The organism is Octadecabacter sp. SW4, assembly GCF_008065155.1.
In the GTDB taxonomy this organism is placed as follows: domain Bacteria; phylum Pseudomonadota; class Alphaproteobacteria; order Rhodobacterales; family Rhodobacteraceae; genus SW4.
Map to the genome: position 1 here is coordinate 758112 of NZ_CP042819.1, position 14770 is coordinate 772881.

Below are 14770 nucleotides of genomic sequence, written 5' to 3' on the forward strand. Positions count from 1 at the left end.
GATCAGCGATGGTCGGGGGCAATTCTTTTTGAGTTAGGCTGCGTTCTTTTGCGTGCCAAAGCGGCCGTAGAACGTTTGGCCCTTGCTGGCCAAGTCGCGCAGCAGGTCGGGTGTTGCGAACCGGTCGCCGTAGCTGGCTGTCAGGTCGTCACAGCGATCTGCCGCATAGGGCGCGCCCAACATATCCAGCCAGCTGAACGGACCACCCGACCAAGGCGCGAAGCCCCAGCCAAGGATCGCGCCCACGTCGCCTTCGCGGATGTCTTCCAGCACGCCTTCTTCCAGCGCGCGCACGGCTTCCAGCACCTGCGCAAAAAGCAGGCGATGCTGCACTTCGGTCAGGTCCGGCTGGTCGGCAGCCTGCGGATACTTCGCCGCCAGCCCCTCCCATAGATCGCCGCGCTTGCCCTTGTCGTCATAGGCGTAGAAACCTGCGTTGGCCTTGCGGCCCAACCGGCCCTCGTCGGCCATCCAGAACAATACCTCGTCGACTTCGTCGTTGGGGTAATCCGCCCCCATCGCCGCTTTGGTCGCCTTGGCGATCTTGACGCCCAGATCAATGCTGGTTTCATCCGTGAGCTGCAACGGCCCCAAGGGCATGCCGACCAGTTTTGCGGCGTTTTCGATCAGGACGGGGTTCACCCCTTCGCGCACCATGCGGATGCCCTCGTTGATATAGGGGATGATGCAGCGGTTGGCGTAAAAGAACCGTTCGTCATTCACGACGATTGGCGTCTTGCGGATCTGGCGCACGAAGTCGAGCGCCTTGGCCACGGCCACATCACCGGTTGCCTTGCCTTTGATGATTTCCACCAGCATCATCTTGTCGACGGGCGAAAAGAAATGGATGCCGATGAACTGGTCCGGGCGCTTGCTGGCCTTGGCCAATTCGGTGATGGGCAAAGTGGAGGTGTTGGAGGCAAAGATGCAATCCGCGCCAACAATTTCTTCAACCTTTTTCGTGACTTCTGCCTTGATTCCCATGTCCTCGAACACCGCTTCGACGATCAGATCGCAGCCTTTGAGCGCGGCATAATCGGTTGTCGCCGTGATGCGCGCCAGGGCCGCGTCTTTCTGCTCGGCTGTTGCTTTCTTGCGCGAAATCCCCTTGTCGTAATAGTCTGCCGTATAGGATTTTCCCTTGTCTGCCGCCTCTTGCTTTTGGTCCAGCAAGACAACCTCGATTCCGGCCTTGGCCGCGACCAGCGCGATGCCCGCGCCCATCATGCCTGCACCCAAAACGCCGACTTTCCTGACAGTCTGATCAGCTACTTTCGGACGGTTGGCGCCTTTTTCCAAAGCTTCCTTGTTGATGAACAGGCTGCGGATCATCGCCTCGCTGCTGGGGTTCATCAGCACGTTGGTGAACCAGCGCGCCTCGATCTTCAGGGCGGTGTCAAACGGCACCAATGCGCCCTCGTAAACGGCGGACAAAAGTGCCTTGGCCGCCGGATAGACGCCCATGGTGTTGCCGTTGACCATCGCGGATGCGCCGACAAAGGTCATGAAACCGGCAGGGTGGTAGGGCGCGCCGCCGGGCATCTTATAGCCTTTTTCGTCCCAGGGTTTGACGATCTTGGGGCGGACAAGACCCATGCCTTTGCGGCGGTCATCAGGTCGTCCGGTGCGACGACTTCGTCGATCACCCCAGCTTGCATCGCCTTTTTCGGATCGTTCAATTTCCCCTGCAACAACAACGGACTGGCCGCCATCGCGCCCATCTTGCGGACAAGGCGGGTGGTGCCGCCCATGCCGGGAAAAATTCCGACCATGATTTCGGGCAGGCCAATCTTGGCCTTTGGGTTGTCGGCGGCAAAGATCCGGTGACAGGCCAGCGGGATTTCCAACCCGATGCCAAGGGCCGTGCCGGGCAGGGCGGCGGCAATCGGCTTGCCACCTTTGTTGGTCTTTGGCTCCATTCCCGCGCGTTCGATCTTGCGCAGGATGCCGTGGGATTTCATCAGCCCCTCCATCAACCCCTTGGCGGGATCGTCCCCCGCCGAGGCCTTCATTCTGGCGATGATATTGAGGTCCATGCCGCCGGCAAATGTGTCCTTGCCGGATGTGATGACAATGCCCTTCACGGCGTCGTCACCCAGCGCCTGATCGACCAGCCTGTCCAGATCGTCCCAGCCTTCAAGGGACAGGACGTTCATGCTCTTGCCCTTGACGTCCCAAGTAATAATCGCGACGCCATCGGCGTCATTTTTCATGGTGAAATCTGTCATTTATCTGATCCTCACACGCGTTCAATGATCGTGGCTGCACCCATGCCGGATGCGATGCACAGGGTGGCAAGGCCGACCTCTTTGTCGCTGCGTTCCAACTCGTCCAGCAGCGTGCCGATGATGATCGCACCGGTCGCGCCCAGCGGATGGCCCATAGCGATTGAGCCACCGTTGACGTTCACCACGCCCGGATCAATATCAAACGCCTGCATGAAACGCAGCACGACCGAGGCAAAGGCCTCGTTCACCTCGAACAGATCGATATCGCCAATCGCCATCCCGGCATCGGCCAGGATTTTTTGGGTCACTGGCACGGGGCCGGTCAGCATGATCGTCGGATCGGTGCCGATCTTGGCGGTCTGACGGATGCGCGCGCGGGGTTTGATACCATGCTGGTCGCCCCATTCTTTTGATGCAACCAGAACACCCGCCGCACCATCGACAATACCCGATGAATTGCCGGCGTGGTGGATGTGGTTGATGCGGGACAGATGCGGATATTTCATCATCGCGATCTTGTCGAACCCGGGCATGACTTCGCCCATGTCCTTGAAGGCCGGTTTCAGCCCGCCAAGGCTCTGCATGTCGGTGCCTGGGCGCATGTATTCGTCGTGGCCAAGGATTTCGAGACCGTTCTGATCACGCACCGGGACGATGGACCTGGCAAAGCGGTTGTCATCCCACGCCGCCTTGGCACGTTTTTGCGATTCCATTGCCAGTTGATCCGCATCGTCACGGCTAAAGCCGTATTCGGTGGCGATGATATCGGCGGAAATGCCTTGGGGAACGAAATAGGTCTCCATAGCGATCGACGGATCAACAGCGATCGCCGCGCCGTCGCTGCCCATCGCAACGCGGCCCATCATCTCGACGCCACCCGCGATATAGGCGGCACCGGCGCCACCTTTCACCTGATTGGCGGCAAGGTTCACAGCCTCCATGCCCGACGCACAAAAGCGGTTGATCGCAAGACCCGGGATGCTTTCATCAAGGTCCGAGGCAAGAACAGCCGTGCGGGCCAGGCAGCCGCCCTGTTCGCCGACCTGGGTGACATTGCCCCAGATCACGTCCTCGACGGCGTGACCCTCGAGGTTATTGCGCGCCTTGAGGGCGTTCAACACACCAGCGGACAGGCGCGCGGATGTGACTTCGTGCAGGCTGCCGTCCTGGCGGCCCTTGCCGCGCGGGGTGCGCACGGCGTCATAGATATAAGCTTCGGTCATAGGATCCTCCGATTAAGCGCGGTCAGCAGGGCTGCCGGGCATCAGGTCATAGGGAAGGGCGAAATGGGGAAGGGCCGCGATCTGGTCCAGCCAACGGTCGATATGGGGATAGTCGGCGCGCGCAAAAGTGAAAGGCTCGGGGTAGAACAGATAGCCGCAACAGGCGAGATCGGCGATGGTGACCTCGTCCCCGGCCAGCCAGTCATGATCGGCCAGATGGGTCTCCATGATCTTGAGGGCGCCGTGCAGACGGGCCGACATGAAGGCGATGACATCGGCGTTGCGCTTGGCCTCGGGCAGGAAATTCATCTGGAAGCGCAAGGGGCCCGCGATACCGCTGACCTTGTGATTATCAAAAAACATCCAGCGCAGGACCTCGCGGCGTTCAGCTGCGGATTTGCCGCCCAGCTTGCCGGTCTTGGAACTGATATAATCCTGAATGACGCCCGACTGGGTCAGGATCTGCTCACCGTCTTCCATCACCGGCACCTCGCCCATGACGTTCAGGGCGCGAAACGCCGCGCCGCGCGTCTCGCCGTTGAAAAAATCAACGTAAACCGGTTCCCAGTCGCTTTCCGACAGGGCCAGTGTCAGGGCAACCTTGTAGGCGTTTCCGCTTTCGCCAAAACAATGCAGCTTGATCATGTCGTGACCCCCTCCCAAGGGTGCGCCACTGGCTGGCGACGGGTTTGAGTTGTATTTGCCAAGATGAAGATGAGCGTCTCTCTTTTTTACGATCCGTTAAGGTTAATGGCCCAGGTTAGACGGGCGCCGATAGCTGGAGAGTGAAGCGGCGTCCAAGGTGAAGCCCCGTCCTGCCGTGCAGCGCTCCCACGGCGGAGAACACTCGGCAGGCGGGGTGGAGCGCTGCGCCCCTGCTTCATCTTGGCCGGTATAACTCCCCCCGGAGGGGCGGTTGGCCGCAAATCCCCCATCACCGTTTGCGCGCCTCCAGTTCCGAATTGAAGACCCGCAAGCGATGCGAAAACGTGTCGTCATCAATCACGCTGTCAAAGTTTTCAAACAGGAACGACAGCGCCTCGCCCTCGTCCAGTCCAGCCTCGCGCGCGAAGCGTTTCAGGCGGCGATACCCATCCTCGGTCATCGCAACCGGGAAACGGCGGGTCAGGCGCAGGCGTTTTGGCATGTCGTCCTCCGATATGGGGGCGTAGGGTGGGGTTTTCACCCCACCACACCCTTAAAACTGCGCAGCGTCCAGTGCCATCACGGTATCGGCACCGGTGTTGATGCGGGCCAGATGCAGCGCGGTCGCGGGCAGTTGCCGGGCCATGTAATAGCGCCCCGTCGCGATTTTGGTTTCATAAAAGGCCGTATCAGTCGCGCCGCCCTCCAAAGCGTCCATCGCCGCCTTGCCCATCCGCGCCCACATCAGCCCAAGGCAGACATGGCCCATCATGTGCATGAAGTCATATGATCCTGCCAATGCGTTGTTGGGGTTCTTCATGCCCTGGGCCATGAAATACATCCCGGCTGCCTGCAGGTCTTTGGACGCCGCCTTGAGGGGGTCGAGGAAATCGCGTTCATACGCCGCATCGCCCTTGTTTTCGGCGATGAAGGTCTTGATCATCTCGAAAAACGCCATGACGTGCTTGCCGCCGTCCTGTGCCAGCTTGCGCCCCACAAGGTCCAGCGCCTGCACCCCGTTCGCGCCTTCGTAGATCATCGCGATCCGCGCATCACGGGCAAACTGCGACATGCCCCATTCTTCGATATAGCCGTGGCCGCCGAAAACCTGCTGCGCGGCAACGGCGTATTCAAAGCCCTTGTCGGTTTGAAAGCCCTTGATTACGGGGGTCATCAGCGAAATCAGCCCGTCAGCTTCGGCGTCGCCATTCTTGTGCGCGCGATCGATCAGATACGCGCCCCAATATGTGAACGCGCGCGCGCCTTCGTTGAACGACTTTTGGTCCATCAGGTTGCGGCGAATATCGGGATGCACCATCAGCGGGTCCGCAGGCCCGTCCGGGTTTTCGGCACCTGTCACGGCGCGCCCTTGCAGCCGGTCGTTGGCGTAGGCAACGGCGTTTTGATAGGCCACTTCGGATTGCGCATAGCCTTGCAGGCCCACGCCCAGACGGGCCTCGTTCATCATCGTGAACATGGCACGCATGCCTTTGTGTTCCTCGCCCAGCAAATACCCCTTGGCGCCGTCATAGTTCATCACGCAGGTCGCATTGCCGTGGATGCCCATCTTCTCTTCGATCTTGCCAACCGTGACGGGGTTGCGATCACCCAGCGAGCCATCGTCGTTCACCAGAAACTTGGGCACGATGAACAGCGACACACCCTTGATCCCCTCGGTACCGCCGGGGATTTTCGCCAGCACCAGATGGATGATGTTATCCGCCATGTCGTGATCACCCGCCGAGATGAAAATCTTTTGGCCCGTCAGCGCATAGGATCCATCGTCTTGCGGTTCGGCCTTGGTGCGCATCAACCCCAGATCCGTGCCGCAATGCGGTTCGGTCAGATTCATCGTGCCGGTCCATTCGCAGGTCGTCATTTTCGGCAGATAGGTCTGTTTTTGATCGTCCGTGCCGTGGATATAGATCGCCGAATAGGCGCCATGCGTCAGCCCCTGATACATCTGGAACGCCATATTCGCGCTGACCAGTGTTTCCTGTGCTGCCGTGTGCATCACATATGGCAGACCCTGCCCGCCATATTCGGGATCGCAGTCCATCGCCGTCCAGCCGCCGTCTTTCATTTGCGCGAAGGCTTCCTTGAACCCCTTGGGCGTGCGCACGATGCCGTTCTCCAGCACGCAGCCTTCGGTATCGCCAACAATGTTCAATGGCGCGAGGATTTCGGAGGCCACTTTGCCAGCTTCTTCCAGCACCGCTCCCGTAAAGTCGGGGTCCAGCTCGTCAAACCCGGGGATGTCCTGCTGCGATACTTTCAACACATCGTGCAGGATGAATTGCATGTCCTTGAGGGGGGCTGTGTAGCTTGGCATCTGTGGTCTCTCCGAAAGGTCCGCTAGGCGGCTGTTGATTTGGTCCCGAGCTTGGCAAGCTGCGCCTTGCCCCAGGACATCTGGGTTTTGAGTTCGCTGATTGCTTCGTCCAACTCGGCCTTTTGGGCTTCCATGTCGGCGAGGTGCTTTTCAGCCATCTCGTATGTCTTGGCCAATTGCGTGGCCTGCTGGTCGCCCATGTCATAAAGATCGAGCAACTGGCGGGTTTCCTCGAGGCTGAAGCCAAAGCGCTTGCCACGCAGGATCAGTTTCAGCCGCGCGCGGTCGCGTTTCGTGAACAGGCGCTTCTGGCCTTCACGGATCGGGAACAGCAGTTCCTTGGCTTCATAGAATCGCAGGGTGCGCGGGGTCACATCGTAGGCTTCGCACATCTCGCGGATGGTCATCGTTTGATCAGTCATGTCGTTTCCTCTGGCAAAACGTTGTGCCAGTGAATTGCGGGCTTGAGGATCACCTTACAAGGAAAGCTGACGTAAACGTAAACGTAACGCGGCGTCACTTTGAGGCTGACGAAAGGTCAGGCAACATTCCGCTGGTTCACGCGCAATTTTCTAACGGGGAGGAAACGCGAACGCTTCCCCGTTAGCCTTGTTTTGTTGGTAAACAGAGGGGACGGGTCGCCGGGTTTTCAGCCGATGCTTGCTGCTGTTTCATCGCGTAGCGCTTGCAGTTCGGTGATGGCTTCTTCGATCTGGGTTTGCTGTTCGGTCAATTCGGCAAGCTGTTTATCGGCCAGCTTCAGCCAGGCGCGCATTTGCGCTTCGGTGCCTTCATGTTCGTAAATCAGCAACCATTGGCGGATATCTTCAAGTGCAAAACCAAACCGGCGGCCCCGCAGGATCAGCGTCATGCGGGCCAGTTCGCGGGGTCCGTAAAACCGTGCGCGACCCTCGCGGTCCGGCGTCAAAAGCTCGATATATTCGTAATAGCGCAGGGTGCGCGGTGTGACGTCAAACTTGGCGCACATTTCCTTAAAGTTAAGGCGGGTTTCAGGCATCATGGTCTCCCTGCACGCAATTGTAAGGGGTGCGGCGCGTAGGGGCAACTGCGATTGCAGCCACTAATTCATGAAGCCGGGCGCAAGGAAATAGAACCCATAAGCCACGATCAGTGCGGGAACGGATGAATAGGCTGTCGCCCAAACTGCGGCCTTCGGATTAATAGCGATTGCCGGGAACAGCGCATCGCCGTCATTTGAAATCGCATTGCCGATCAGTGCGGAAAACGGGATCAGCCCGTTGATGTAAAGCGTGGTCACAAGCACCTGCGGCCCGCATCCGGGCACAAAGCCGATCAGGATCGCGATCAAGGGCAGCACCAGCGCGACCGAATTGAACATCGCCTCAAGGTCAAGGCCCGCGTAGGCCGCAAGGTAGTCATAGGCAAGATAGGCACCGATCACCCAGACCGAGATAAATGCCGTTTCTTCGGCCATGCGTGTGACGGGCGCATCATCGGCGTTGGACATGGCCATCAGTTTTGACGTGGCCCAGATGAAAAGGCCGATGGCCGTGCCGACAAGGCCGACGATCTCCATCGATTGGCCAAAAACGGCGCGCACATCGACACCGCCCAATTGCGCCCCACCGACGATCAACCCGGGCAGGGCGATCAGTGCGAAAAGATAGTCGCGCGGGCGTGTTGCACCGATCCGCGGGGCCAGATCGCAGTGCTTTGCTGTGACGGGTCCCATGCTGTCGCGCGACACAGCGTCAACGATCCAGCCTGACAAAACGCCGACCGCAAGCGACAGGGGCAGCACCACAAGGGCCGCGTCGGGACGTGTCGCAATAAGCAGGAACGCTGCATCGCCCATCGTTGCCGTCAGGGTTGCGACAACCGCGCCAAAGCCGACGTTGCCCGATGAATAGGCTGCAACCACGACGACTGCACCCCCGCAACCGGGCGTCGCGCCAAGCAAGGCGGCCAGCGGCACCTGCCAGCCCTTTGCGTTGCGCAGGGCAGTGCCGATATCGAAACTGAACAACCGCTCCGCCCCATAAAACAGAAACAGCGTTGCGGCCACAAAAACCGACACCTGCGTATAGGCATCAACCATCAACCCACGGGTCAACGCGCCAAAGTCGCCCGGCATCAGCGCCAGCGCCAAAAAGACAAGGGCAACGGCCAGCCGTCGCGGGCGAAACTCTCCGAAGGGCAGGCGGGTGCCCACCTGTGGCGGTGCGATGTCGGTTGTTGCGTGCATGTCTGGCCTTTTGGTATTGAGAATTATTCTCATTTGCGGATATAGCACTTGCACGCGCCGCGACAAGTGCCAAATTGCCCCGAAATCCCGGAGGCGACATGACCGACAAAAGCGATCCAAAGGAACAGGCGCGGCGCGAAAAACTGGCCCGCCAGTTCATCGAGGCCATTCCGCATTCACAAGCGCTGGGCATGACCCTTTCGGATATTGCGGACGGGAAGGCGGCAATCAGCATGGGTTACGCCGAACATCTGATTGGCGATCCCGAAACCGGCGTGATCCATGGCGGGGCCGTGTCGGCCCTGATGGACACATGCGGCGGGGCGGCGGTGATGGTTCACCCCAGCGCGCCCATCGGCACGGCGACGCTTGATTTACGCATTGACTATATGCGTCCGGCAACGCCCGGCCAGACGATCACGGCGACCGCGGAATGTTATCATGTGACGCGCTCGGTTGCATTTGTGCGCGCCACGGCGACCGACGAAGACCCGGACAGGCCGGTTGCCACTGCAACAGGTGCCTTTACGCTCGAGCGTGCGTCGTGAGCGGGGGTGCGTGGGTCAAGACCCACCTTACCCGCCCCGTAAGTTGGGTCTTGACCCACGCCCCTTGCAGGAGAGCGCCATGAAACGCCCCGAGCCGGTTCAGGTCGTCAAACAACGCCGCGATGCCGCGCTGGAAAGCCTCGTGCGGGGTGTTCCCTATGTCCAGTTTCTGGGCATCACGTTTGACCGGCGCGGCGATGAGCTGACGGCCGTGCTGCCATATGCGGACAAGCTTATCGGCAACCCCATGCTGCCCGCCCTGCACGGCGGCGTCACGGCGGCCTTTCTGGAAACCACGGCGATCATCGCACTGAGTTGGGCAATGCTTTGGGAGGATATGGAGGGCGCACAATCGGCGGATTTCCAGATTGACGCGGCGCGCAAGCCCCGCATGCCCAAGACCATCGACCTGACCGTGGATTATCTGCGCACTGGCCTGCCGCGCGATGCCTATGCGCGCGCGCGCGTCAACCGATCGGGGCGGCGCTATGCCAGCGTGCATGTAGAAGCCTGGCAAGACAACCGCACGCGTCTATTTGCCCAAGCGACCGGTCATTTCCTGATGCCTGCGCGGGATGGCTGACCGCGCGCAGCTAACCCATCGCCGGGTCCTCAATATTGCCGTGCCGATCGTGTTGTCCAATGCCACCGTGCCGATCCTTGGGACGGTCGATACGGCGGTGGTGGGGCAAATGGGGCTGGCCGCGCCCATTGGCGCTGTCGGGATCGGTGCGATCATTCTGACGGCACTTTACTGGGTGTTCGGGTTTCTGCGCATGGGCACGACCGGCTTTGCCAGTCAGGCGCTGGGCCGGGGCGATCTGGCCGAAGGGGCCGCGATCCTGAGCCGCGCCCTGGGGATCGCGCTGATGGCGGGCCTTGCGATTATCATTTTGCAACGGCCGCTGTTTTTTCTGTCGTTCCTTGTGTCCCCCGCCAGCGCCGAGGTCGAAAGCCTTGCGCGCAGCTATATGGGCATCCGCGTCTGGTCGGCCCCTGCGCTGATCGCTATCTATGCCATCACCGGCTGGCTGATCGCCGCAGAACGCACCCGCGCGGTGCTGGCGATCCAGCTATGGATGAATGGTCTTAATATCGCGCTGGACCTGTGGTTTGTGCTGGGGTTTGAATGGGGCGTCGAAGGGGTCGCGCTGGCCACTTTGATCGCCGAGTGGAGCGGGGTGGCGCTGGGCCTGTGGTTCTGCCGCGCCGCGTTCCAGACACCGGCATGGCGGGACTGGTCCCGCGTTACGGATCCGACCAAGCTGCGCCGTTTTGCCCAAGTGAACAGCGATATCCTGCTGCGTTCGCTCTTGTTGCAGGCGATTTTCGTCAGCTTCCTGTTTTTTGGTGCACGCTTTGGCGATGTGACGCTGGCCGCCAATCACATCCTCTTGCTGTTCCTCAATATCACCGCCTACGCGATGGATGGCTTGGCGTTTTCCGCTGAAACCCTGGTCGGGCAGGCGTTGGGGGCCGGTCGGCGTGCAGCCCTGCGCCGTGCCGCCGTGCTGACCAGCATTTGGGGCTTTGGTGTCGGGCTGGTTTTGGCGGTGGTGTTCCTGGTGGCGGGCGGCGCAATCATTGACATCATGACCACCGCACCCGAGGTCCGCGCGGCGGCCCGCATCTATCTGCCCTATATGATCCTTGCTCCGATCCTTGGGGCTGCGGCCTGGATGCTGGACGGCATTTTCATCGGCGCGACCCGCACTGCCGATATGCGCAATATGATGTTTATATCGGCAGTGATCTATTTTGCCGCCGTGCTGGCACTGATGCCCGCTTTGGGAAATCACGGCCTGTGGGTTGGCTTTTTGATCAGCTTTGTGGCGCGCGGGGTGACTTTGGGGTGGCGCTATCCGGCGTTGGAACGGGCGGTCGATTAAAGGATCGTCAGCACGTTTTCAGGTGGGCGGCCAAGTGCGGCCTTGCCCTTGGCCAGCAAGATCGGACGTTCGATCAGAATGGGATGCGCGGCCATTGCGGCCAACAGCGTGGCCTCATCCGCATTTGTCAGGCCGAGGTCCTTGTAGAGGGACTCGCCCCTGCGGATCATCGTGCCCGCACCGCCCAAAAGGCCCGTGACCCGGGTCAATTCTGCCAGCGTCGGCGGGTCTTGCAAATAATGCCGCACGTCAGGGGCATGCCCCTCGAGCAGCGCCAGCGTCTGGCGCGATTTGCTGCACCGTGGATTGTGCCAAAGGATCATAGCCAGGCACCCTTGTCGGTGCCGACGGCCTCGGCAATATTTGCGAAACCGTCGCGTTTCAAAAGATCGTCCAAGCCCCGCGCGATGTCAGTGGCAAGGCTGATCCCACCATAAACCAGCGCCGTGTAAAGCTGCACGGCCGTGGCACCCGCGCGAATTTTCGCATAGGCCTGCTGCGCGCTGCCAACCCCGCCAACCCCGATCAGCGGCAAGGTGGTGAGCGCGGACAACTGCGCCAGAACGCGGGTGGATTTCTCAAACAACGGCTGGCCCGATAACCCGCCCGCCTGATCGCGATGCGGGCTGGCCAGCCCCTCGCGCGATAGGGTGGTGTTGGTGGCGATGATCGCCGACAGGCCCGATGCATTGGCGACCTCGGCCAGTTCGGCCAATTCGTCGCCCTGCAAATCGGGGGCGATTTTCAGAAAGACCGGCACGCCGGCCGTGTTAGCCTGCATGACGCTATCCAGCAGGGCCGCAAGCGCCGCCTTGCCCTGCAAATCGCGCAGCTTTTCGGTGTTGGGGCTGGATACATTCACGGTCGCGAAATCAACTTGCGCGCCAGTATGCGCCAGCACACGGGCAAAATCCGCCGCGCGATCCGGGCTGTCCTTGTTGGCCCCAAGGTTCAATCCGATCACAGCGCCGCGCGGGCGTCGGGCCAACCGCAGGGCAATCGCCTCCATCCCGTCGTTGTTGAACCCGAAACGGTTGATCGCCGCCGCGTCTTCGGTCAGGCGAAAGAGGCGTGGTTTGGCGTTGCCCGGCTGCGGGCGCGGCGTGGCGGCGCCAACCTCGAGGAAACCGAAACCGGTGCGGGCCAGCGCGTGCAGGGCCACGGCGTTCTTGTCAAAACCGGCGGCAAGGCCGACCGGATTGGGCAAGCTCAGCCCGGCCAGTTCAACGACCAATCGCGGCGATGTCACAGGCCCGCCGCGCGGTCCCAATCCGGTGTTCAGCGCGTGCAGGGCTAACGCATGCGCGCGCTCGGGATCGAACCCGCGCAGGGCGCGCAGGCCGATGTTTTCCAGAAACCTCATCCGAAATCCAACACATGCTTGCCGTCAACCAGCGGCATGGGACGCGCCCAGATCACTTCGCTCAGGGCGATGTCGCGAAAGACATGCGGGAACAGGGCATCCCCGCGCGACACCTCCCATTTCAAGGCATCCCCGAAACGATCCGCGTCCAAGGCAACCAAGATCAACCCGCCCTGACCCGCGAAATGCTTGGCTGCGGTTTCCTGCGCCTGCGCGGCGGTGGAGGTGTGAATATAGCCGTCCGCCAGATCAACCGGCGCGCCGGTGAATGTGCCACCGGACTGCCATGCGGCCCACTGATCAGCCGTCAGAATTTTGTAAATCAACATGGCAATCTCATGCCGCCTGCGCGTGCGCGGGTCAAGGATGCAAAACCGTTACAATGCGACGTTACGCCACCGATGTCGCGAAGCCTTTGACTCTGGTTCGGGTTCTGGCCAAGCTATCGACATTCCAACAAGGGGGTTCCACCTATGTTTGCTCGTATTCTCACATCAACCTGCGCCCTGGCGCTTTCTGCGGGGGCGGCGACTGCCGAATACTCGCTGACGATTCTGCATACCAACGACTTCCATGATCGGTTCGAGCCGATCAGCAAATACGACTCTGGCTGTTCTGCCGAAGATAACGATGCCGGCGAATGCTTTGGCGGGGTGGCCCGCATGGTCACGGCCGTTACCGAGGCGCGCGCACGCTCTAACAACGTGATCCTCGTGGATGGCGGCGACCAGTTTCAGGGCACGTTGTTTTACACCTACTACAAGGGTGCAATGACGGCCGAATTCATGAACCAGTTGGGCTATGACGCCATGACCGTGGGCAACCACGAATTTGACGATGGCCCCGAGGTGCTGCGCGGTTTGATCGACGCCGTCGATTTTCCTGTGCTGATGTCCAATGCCGACATCTCGGGCGAGGAGCTGTTGAGCGGTGCGATCGAGAAATCCACCATCATCGAGCGCGGCGGCGAGCGGATCGGGCTGATCGGCCTGACACCACAGAATACAAACGAGTTGGCCAGTCCCGGACCCAACGTGATCTTTACCGCCCCGGCCGAGGCGGTTCAGGCCGAAGTGGACCGACTGGAAGCGGAAGGGGTGAACAAGATTATCGTGTTGTCCCACTCCGGCTATAACGTCGATATCGCGATTGCGCAGGCCACGACCGGCGTTGACGTGATCGTTGGTGGGCACAGCCACACGCTTTTGGGCGACTTTGAAGATGCCGCTGGCCCCTATCCGACGATGGTCGGCGATACGGCGATTGTTCAGGCCCGGTCATATGGCAAATATCTGGGCGAGTTGAATGTCACCTTTGACGATGACGGTGTGATCACCGAAGCCTCCGGCGCGCCGGTGACCATCGATGGCACCGTGGCCGAGGACGCTGCCGCGAAAGACCGCGTCGCAGAACTGGCAATTCCGCTTGAGGAAATCCGCAACCGGGTTGTTGCCGAAACAGCGGATGTTCTGACCGGCGACCGTGCGATCTGCCGGGTCATGGAATGCAGTATGGGCAACCTGATTGCCGATGCGATGCTGGACCGTGTCGCGGATCAGGGCATCGTCATCGCCTTGCAGAACTCGGGCGGTATCCGCGCCGACATCGACGCGGGTGAAGTGACGATGGGCGAAGTGCTGACCGTGTTGCCGTTCCAGAACACGCTGTCCACGTTCCAGATATCGGGTGCCACGCTGATGGAAGCGCTCGAGAATTCTGCCAGCCAGATCGAAGACGGATCGGGCCGGTTCCTGCAGGTGGCGGGCATGACCCTAACGGTTGATCTGTCGATGGACCCGGGCAGCCGGATCAGTGATGTCATGGTGGGGGGTGCGCCGATTGACCCCGCCGCGACTTACGGCGTTGTGTCAAATAACTTCGTGCGCAATGGCGGTGACGGGTTCGCGATGTTTACGGATGCCGCAAACGCCTATGACTTCGGCCCTGATCTGGCCGATGTCGTCGCCGAATATATGGCCGCGGAAGGCGCATACGCGCCCTACACCGATGGCCGTATCACAATGAAATAACGGTCGGTTCGACCGTGGAAAGGGCGCGCCAGTGGCGCGCCCTTTTTTTGTTTGCGCCCCAGGTGCGTTGTTTTGGCAATCTGGCCACTCTTATCGCTGTCATTGATGCGCCCCGCATATTGTGCGCGCACCCGGCGCGCATGGGTGCATGGCCTTCCAAGGTCGGGTTTGGCGCAAGCGCGCCTATTTCCACCTTCACCGGCCCGTATAACGCTGCAACGCCGCTGTTATAGAACACCCGCGCGCCTGATGGCGGCGCCAGCGGAAAATTCGCTTTTTTTCATT

14 protein-coding genes and 1 pseudogene are annotated in these 14770 nt (G+C 60.6%); 4 read left to right on the plus strand and 11 right to left on the minus strand.

Annotated features, from left to right (window positions below):
• Positions 1-33: 33 nt before the first annotated feature.
• The 8 genes and pseudogenes from FTO60_RS03850 to FTO60_RS03885 form a co-directional block, all read right to left on the minus strand.
• A pseudogene (locus FTO60_RS03850) lies at positions 34-2228 on the minus strand (3-hydroxyacyl-CoA dehydrogenase NAD-binding domain-containing protein).
• A gap of 11 nt (positions 2229-2239) precedes the next feature.
• The gene (locus FTO60_RS03855) at positions 2240-3451 is read right to left on the minus strand and encodes an acetyl-CoA C-acetyltransferase (RefSeq protein WP_148054737.1); all 1212 of its coding nucleotides are present in this window, start codon (positions 3449-3451) and stop codon (positions 2240-2242) included.
• A 12-nt stretch (positions 3452-3463) separates the two neighbouring features.
• A complete protein-coding gene (locus FTO60_RS03860) occupies positions 3464-4096 on the minus strand; it encodes a glutathione S-transferase family protein (RefSeq protein ID WP_148054738.1) in 633 nt (210 codons plus the stop codon).
• 289 nt (positions 4097-4385) lie between these two features.
• Entirely contained in the window at positions 4386-4598 is a 213-nt protein-coding gene (locus tag FTO60_RS03865) for a hypothetical protein (RefSeq protein WP_148054739.1), read from the minus strand.
• 51 nt (positions 4599-4649) lie between these two features.
• Positions 4650-6428 (minus strand): acyl-CoA dehydrogenase C-terminal domain-containing protein, encoded by a 1779-nt coding sequence (locus FTO60_RS03870; RefSeq protein WP_148054740.1) that lies wholly within the window; start codon positions 6426-6428, stop codon positions 4650-4652.
• Positions 6429-6451: 23 nt separating this feature from the next.
• Positions 6452-6850 carry a MerR family DNA-binding transcriptional regulator gene (locus tag FTO60_RS03875; RefSeq protein ID WP_148054741.1) on the minus strand — a complete coding sequence of 133 codons (399 nt, stop codon included), beginning with the start codon at positions 6848-6850 and terminating at the stop codon, positions 6452-6454.
• 227 nt (positions 6851-7077) lie between these two features.
• Positions 7078-7446 (minus strand): MerR family DNA-binding transcriptional regulator, encoded by a 369-nt coding sequence (locus FTO60_RS03880; protein WP_148057036.1) that lies wholly within the window; start codon positions 7444-7446, stop codon positions 7078-7080.
• Positions 7447-7509: 63 nt separating this feature from the next.
• Positions 7510-8655, minus strand: a complete 1146-nt coding sequence (locus FTO60_RS03885) for a putative manganese transporter (protein ID WP_148054742.1) — start codon at positions 8653-8655, stop codon at positions 7510-7512.
• 98 nt (positions 8656-8753) lie between these two features.
• On the opposite strand from FTO60_RS03885, the gene FTO60_RS03890 reads away from it, so the two are divergent.
• The 3 genes from FTO60_RS03890 (at position 8754) to FTO60_RS03900 (ending at position 11092) form a co-directional block, all read left to right on the plus strand.
• On the plus strand, positions 8754-9203 hold the full coding sequence (locus FTO60_RS03890; RefSeq protein ID WP_148054743.1) for a PaaI family thioesterase: 450 nt from the start codon (positions 8754-8756) through the stop codon (positions 9201-9203).
• Between the two features lie 79 nt (positions 9204-9282).
• The gene (locus FTO60_RS03895; protein WP_148054744.1) at positions 9283-9786 is read left to right on the plus strand and encodes a PaaI family thioesterase; all 504 of its coding nucleotides are present in this window, start codon (positions 9283-9285) and stop codon (positions 9784-9786) included.
• Complete coding sequence (locus FTO60_RS03900; protein ID WP_148054745.1) at positions 9779-11092, plus strand: MATE family efflux transporter; 1314 nt, start codon at positions 9779-9781, stop codon at positions 11090-11092. Before FTO60_RS03895 ends, FTO60_RS03900 begins: the two co-directional genes overlap by 8 nt.
• On the opposite strand, the gene arsC is transcribed toward FTO60_RS03900, so the two are convergent.
• The 3 genes from arsC to FTO60_RS03915 are packed head-to-tail and all read right to left on the minus strand — an operon-like array spanning position 11089 to position 12784.
• Positions 11089-11415 (minus strand): arsenate reductase (glutaredoxin), encoded by a 327-nt coding sequence (arsC, locus tag FTO60_RS03905; protein ID WP_172623792.1) that lies wholly within the window; start codon positions 11413-11415, stop codon positions 11089-11091. The genes FTO60_RS03900 and arsC overlap by 4 nt on opposite strands.
• The gene (locus tag FTO60_RS03910; RefSeq protein WP_148054747.1) at positions 11412-12455 is read right to left on the minus strand and encodes a quinone-dependent dihydroorotate dehydrogenase; all 1044 of its coding nucleotides are present in this window, start codon (positions 12453-12455) and stop codon (positions 11412-11414) included. The genes arsC and FTO60_RS03910 overlap by 4 nt, the downstream gene beginning before the upstream one ends.
• Positions 12452-12784: a DUF952 domain-containing protein gene (locus FTO60_RS03915; protein WP_148054748.1), complete on the minus strand. Its 333-nt coding sequence runs from the start codon at positions 12782-12784 to the stop codon at positions 12452-12454. Before FTO60_RS03915 ends, FTO60_RS03910 begins: the two co-directional genes overlap by 4 nt.
• A gap of 144 nt (positions 12785-12928) precedes the next feature.
• Between FTO60_RS03915 and FTO60_RS03920 the strand changes: the two genes are divergently transcribed.
• A complete protein-coding gene (locus tag FTO60_RS03920; protein WP_148054749.1) occupies positions 12929-14485 on the plus strand; it encodes a bifunctional UDP-sugar hydrolase/5'-nucleotidase in 1557 nt (518 codons plus the stop codon).
• Positions 14486-14770: the final 285 nt, after the last annotated feature.

What these genes read in the sequence shown, in the direction of transcription:
- FTO60_RS03855 (WP_148054737.1), bottom strand. Translation starts at nt 3,451, where the DNA reads ATGACCGAAGCTTATATCTATGACGCCGTGCGCACCCCGCGCGGCAAG.
- FTO60_RS03860 (WP_148054738.1), bottom strand. Translation starts at nt 4,096, where the DNA reads ATGATCAAGCTGCATTGTTTTGGCGAAAGCGGAAACGCCTACAAGGTT.
- FTO60_RS03865 (WP_148054739.1), bottom strand. Translation starts at nt 4,598, where the DNA reads ATGCCAAAACGCCTGCGCCTGACCCGCCGTTTCCCGGTTGCGATGACC.
- FTO60_RS03870 (WP_148054740.1), bottom strand. Translation starts at nt 6,428, where the DNA reads ATGCCAAGCTACACAGCCCCCCTCAAGGACATGCAATTCATCCTGCAC.
- FTO60_RS03875 (WP_148054741.1), bottom strand. Translation starts at nt 6,850, where the DNA reads ATGACTGATCAAACGATGACCATCCGCGAGATGTGCGAAGCCTACGAT.
- FTO60_RS03880 (WP_148057036.1), bottom strand. Translation starts at nt 7,446, where the DNA reads ATGCCTGAAACCCGCCTTAACTTTAAGGAAATGTGCGCCAAGTTTGAC.
- FTO60_RS03885 (WP_148054742.1), bottom strand. Translation starts at nt 8,655, where the DNA reads ATGCACGCAACAACCGACATCGCACCGCCACAGGTGGGCACCCGCCTG.
- FTO60_RS03890 (WP_148054743.1), top strand. Translation starts at nt 8,754, where the DNA reads ATGACCGACAAAAGCGATCCAAAGGAACAGGCGCGGCGCGAAAAACTG.
- FTO60_RS03895 (WP_148054744.1), top strand. Translation starts at nt 9,283, where the DNA reads ATGAAACGCCCCGAGCCGGTTCAGGTCGTCAAACAACGCCGCGATGCC.
- FTO60_RS03900 (WP_148054745.1), top strand. Translation starts at nt 9,779, where the DNA reads ATGGCTGACCGCGCGCAGCTAACCCATCGCCGGGTCCTCAATATTGCC.
- arsC (WP_172623792.1), bottom strand. Translation starts at nt 11,415, where the DNA reads ATGATCCTTTGGCACAATCCACGGTGCAGCAAATCGCGCCAGACGCTG.
- FTO60_RS03910 (WP_148054747.1), bottom strand. Translation starts at nt 12,455, where the DNA reads ATGAGGTTTCTGGAAAACATCGGCCTGCGCGCCCTGCGCGGGTTCGAT.
- FTO60_RS03915 (WP_148054748.1), bottom strand. Translation starts at nt 12,784, where the DNA reads ATGTTGATTTACAAAATTCTGACGGCTGATCAGTGGGCCGCATGGCAG.
- FTO60_RS03920 (WP_148054749.1), top strand. Translation starts at nt 12,929, where the DNA reads ATGTTTGCTCGTATTCTCACATCAACCTGCGCCCTGGCGCTTTCTGCG.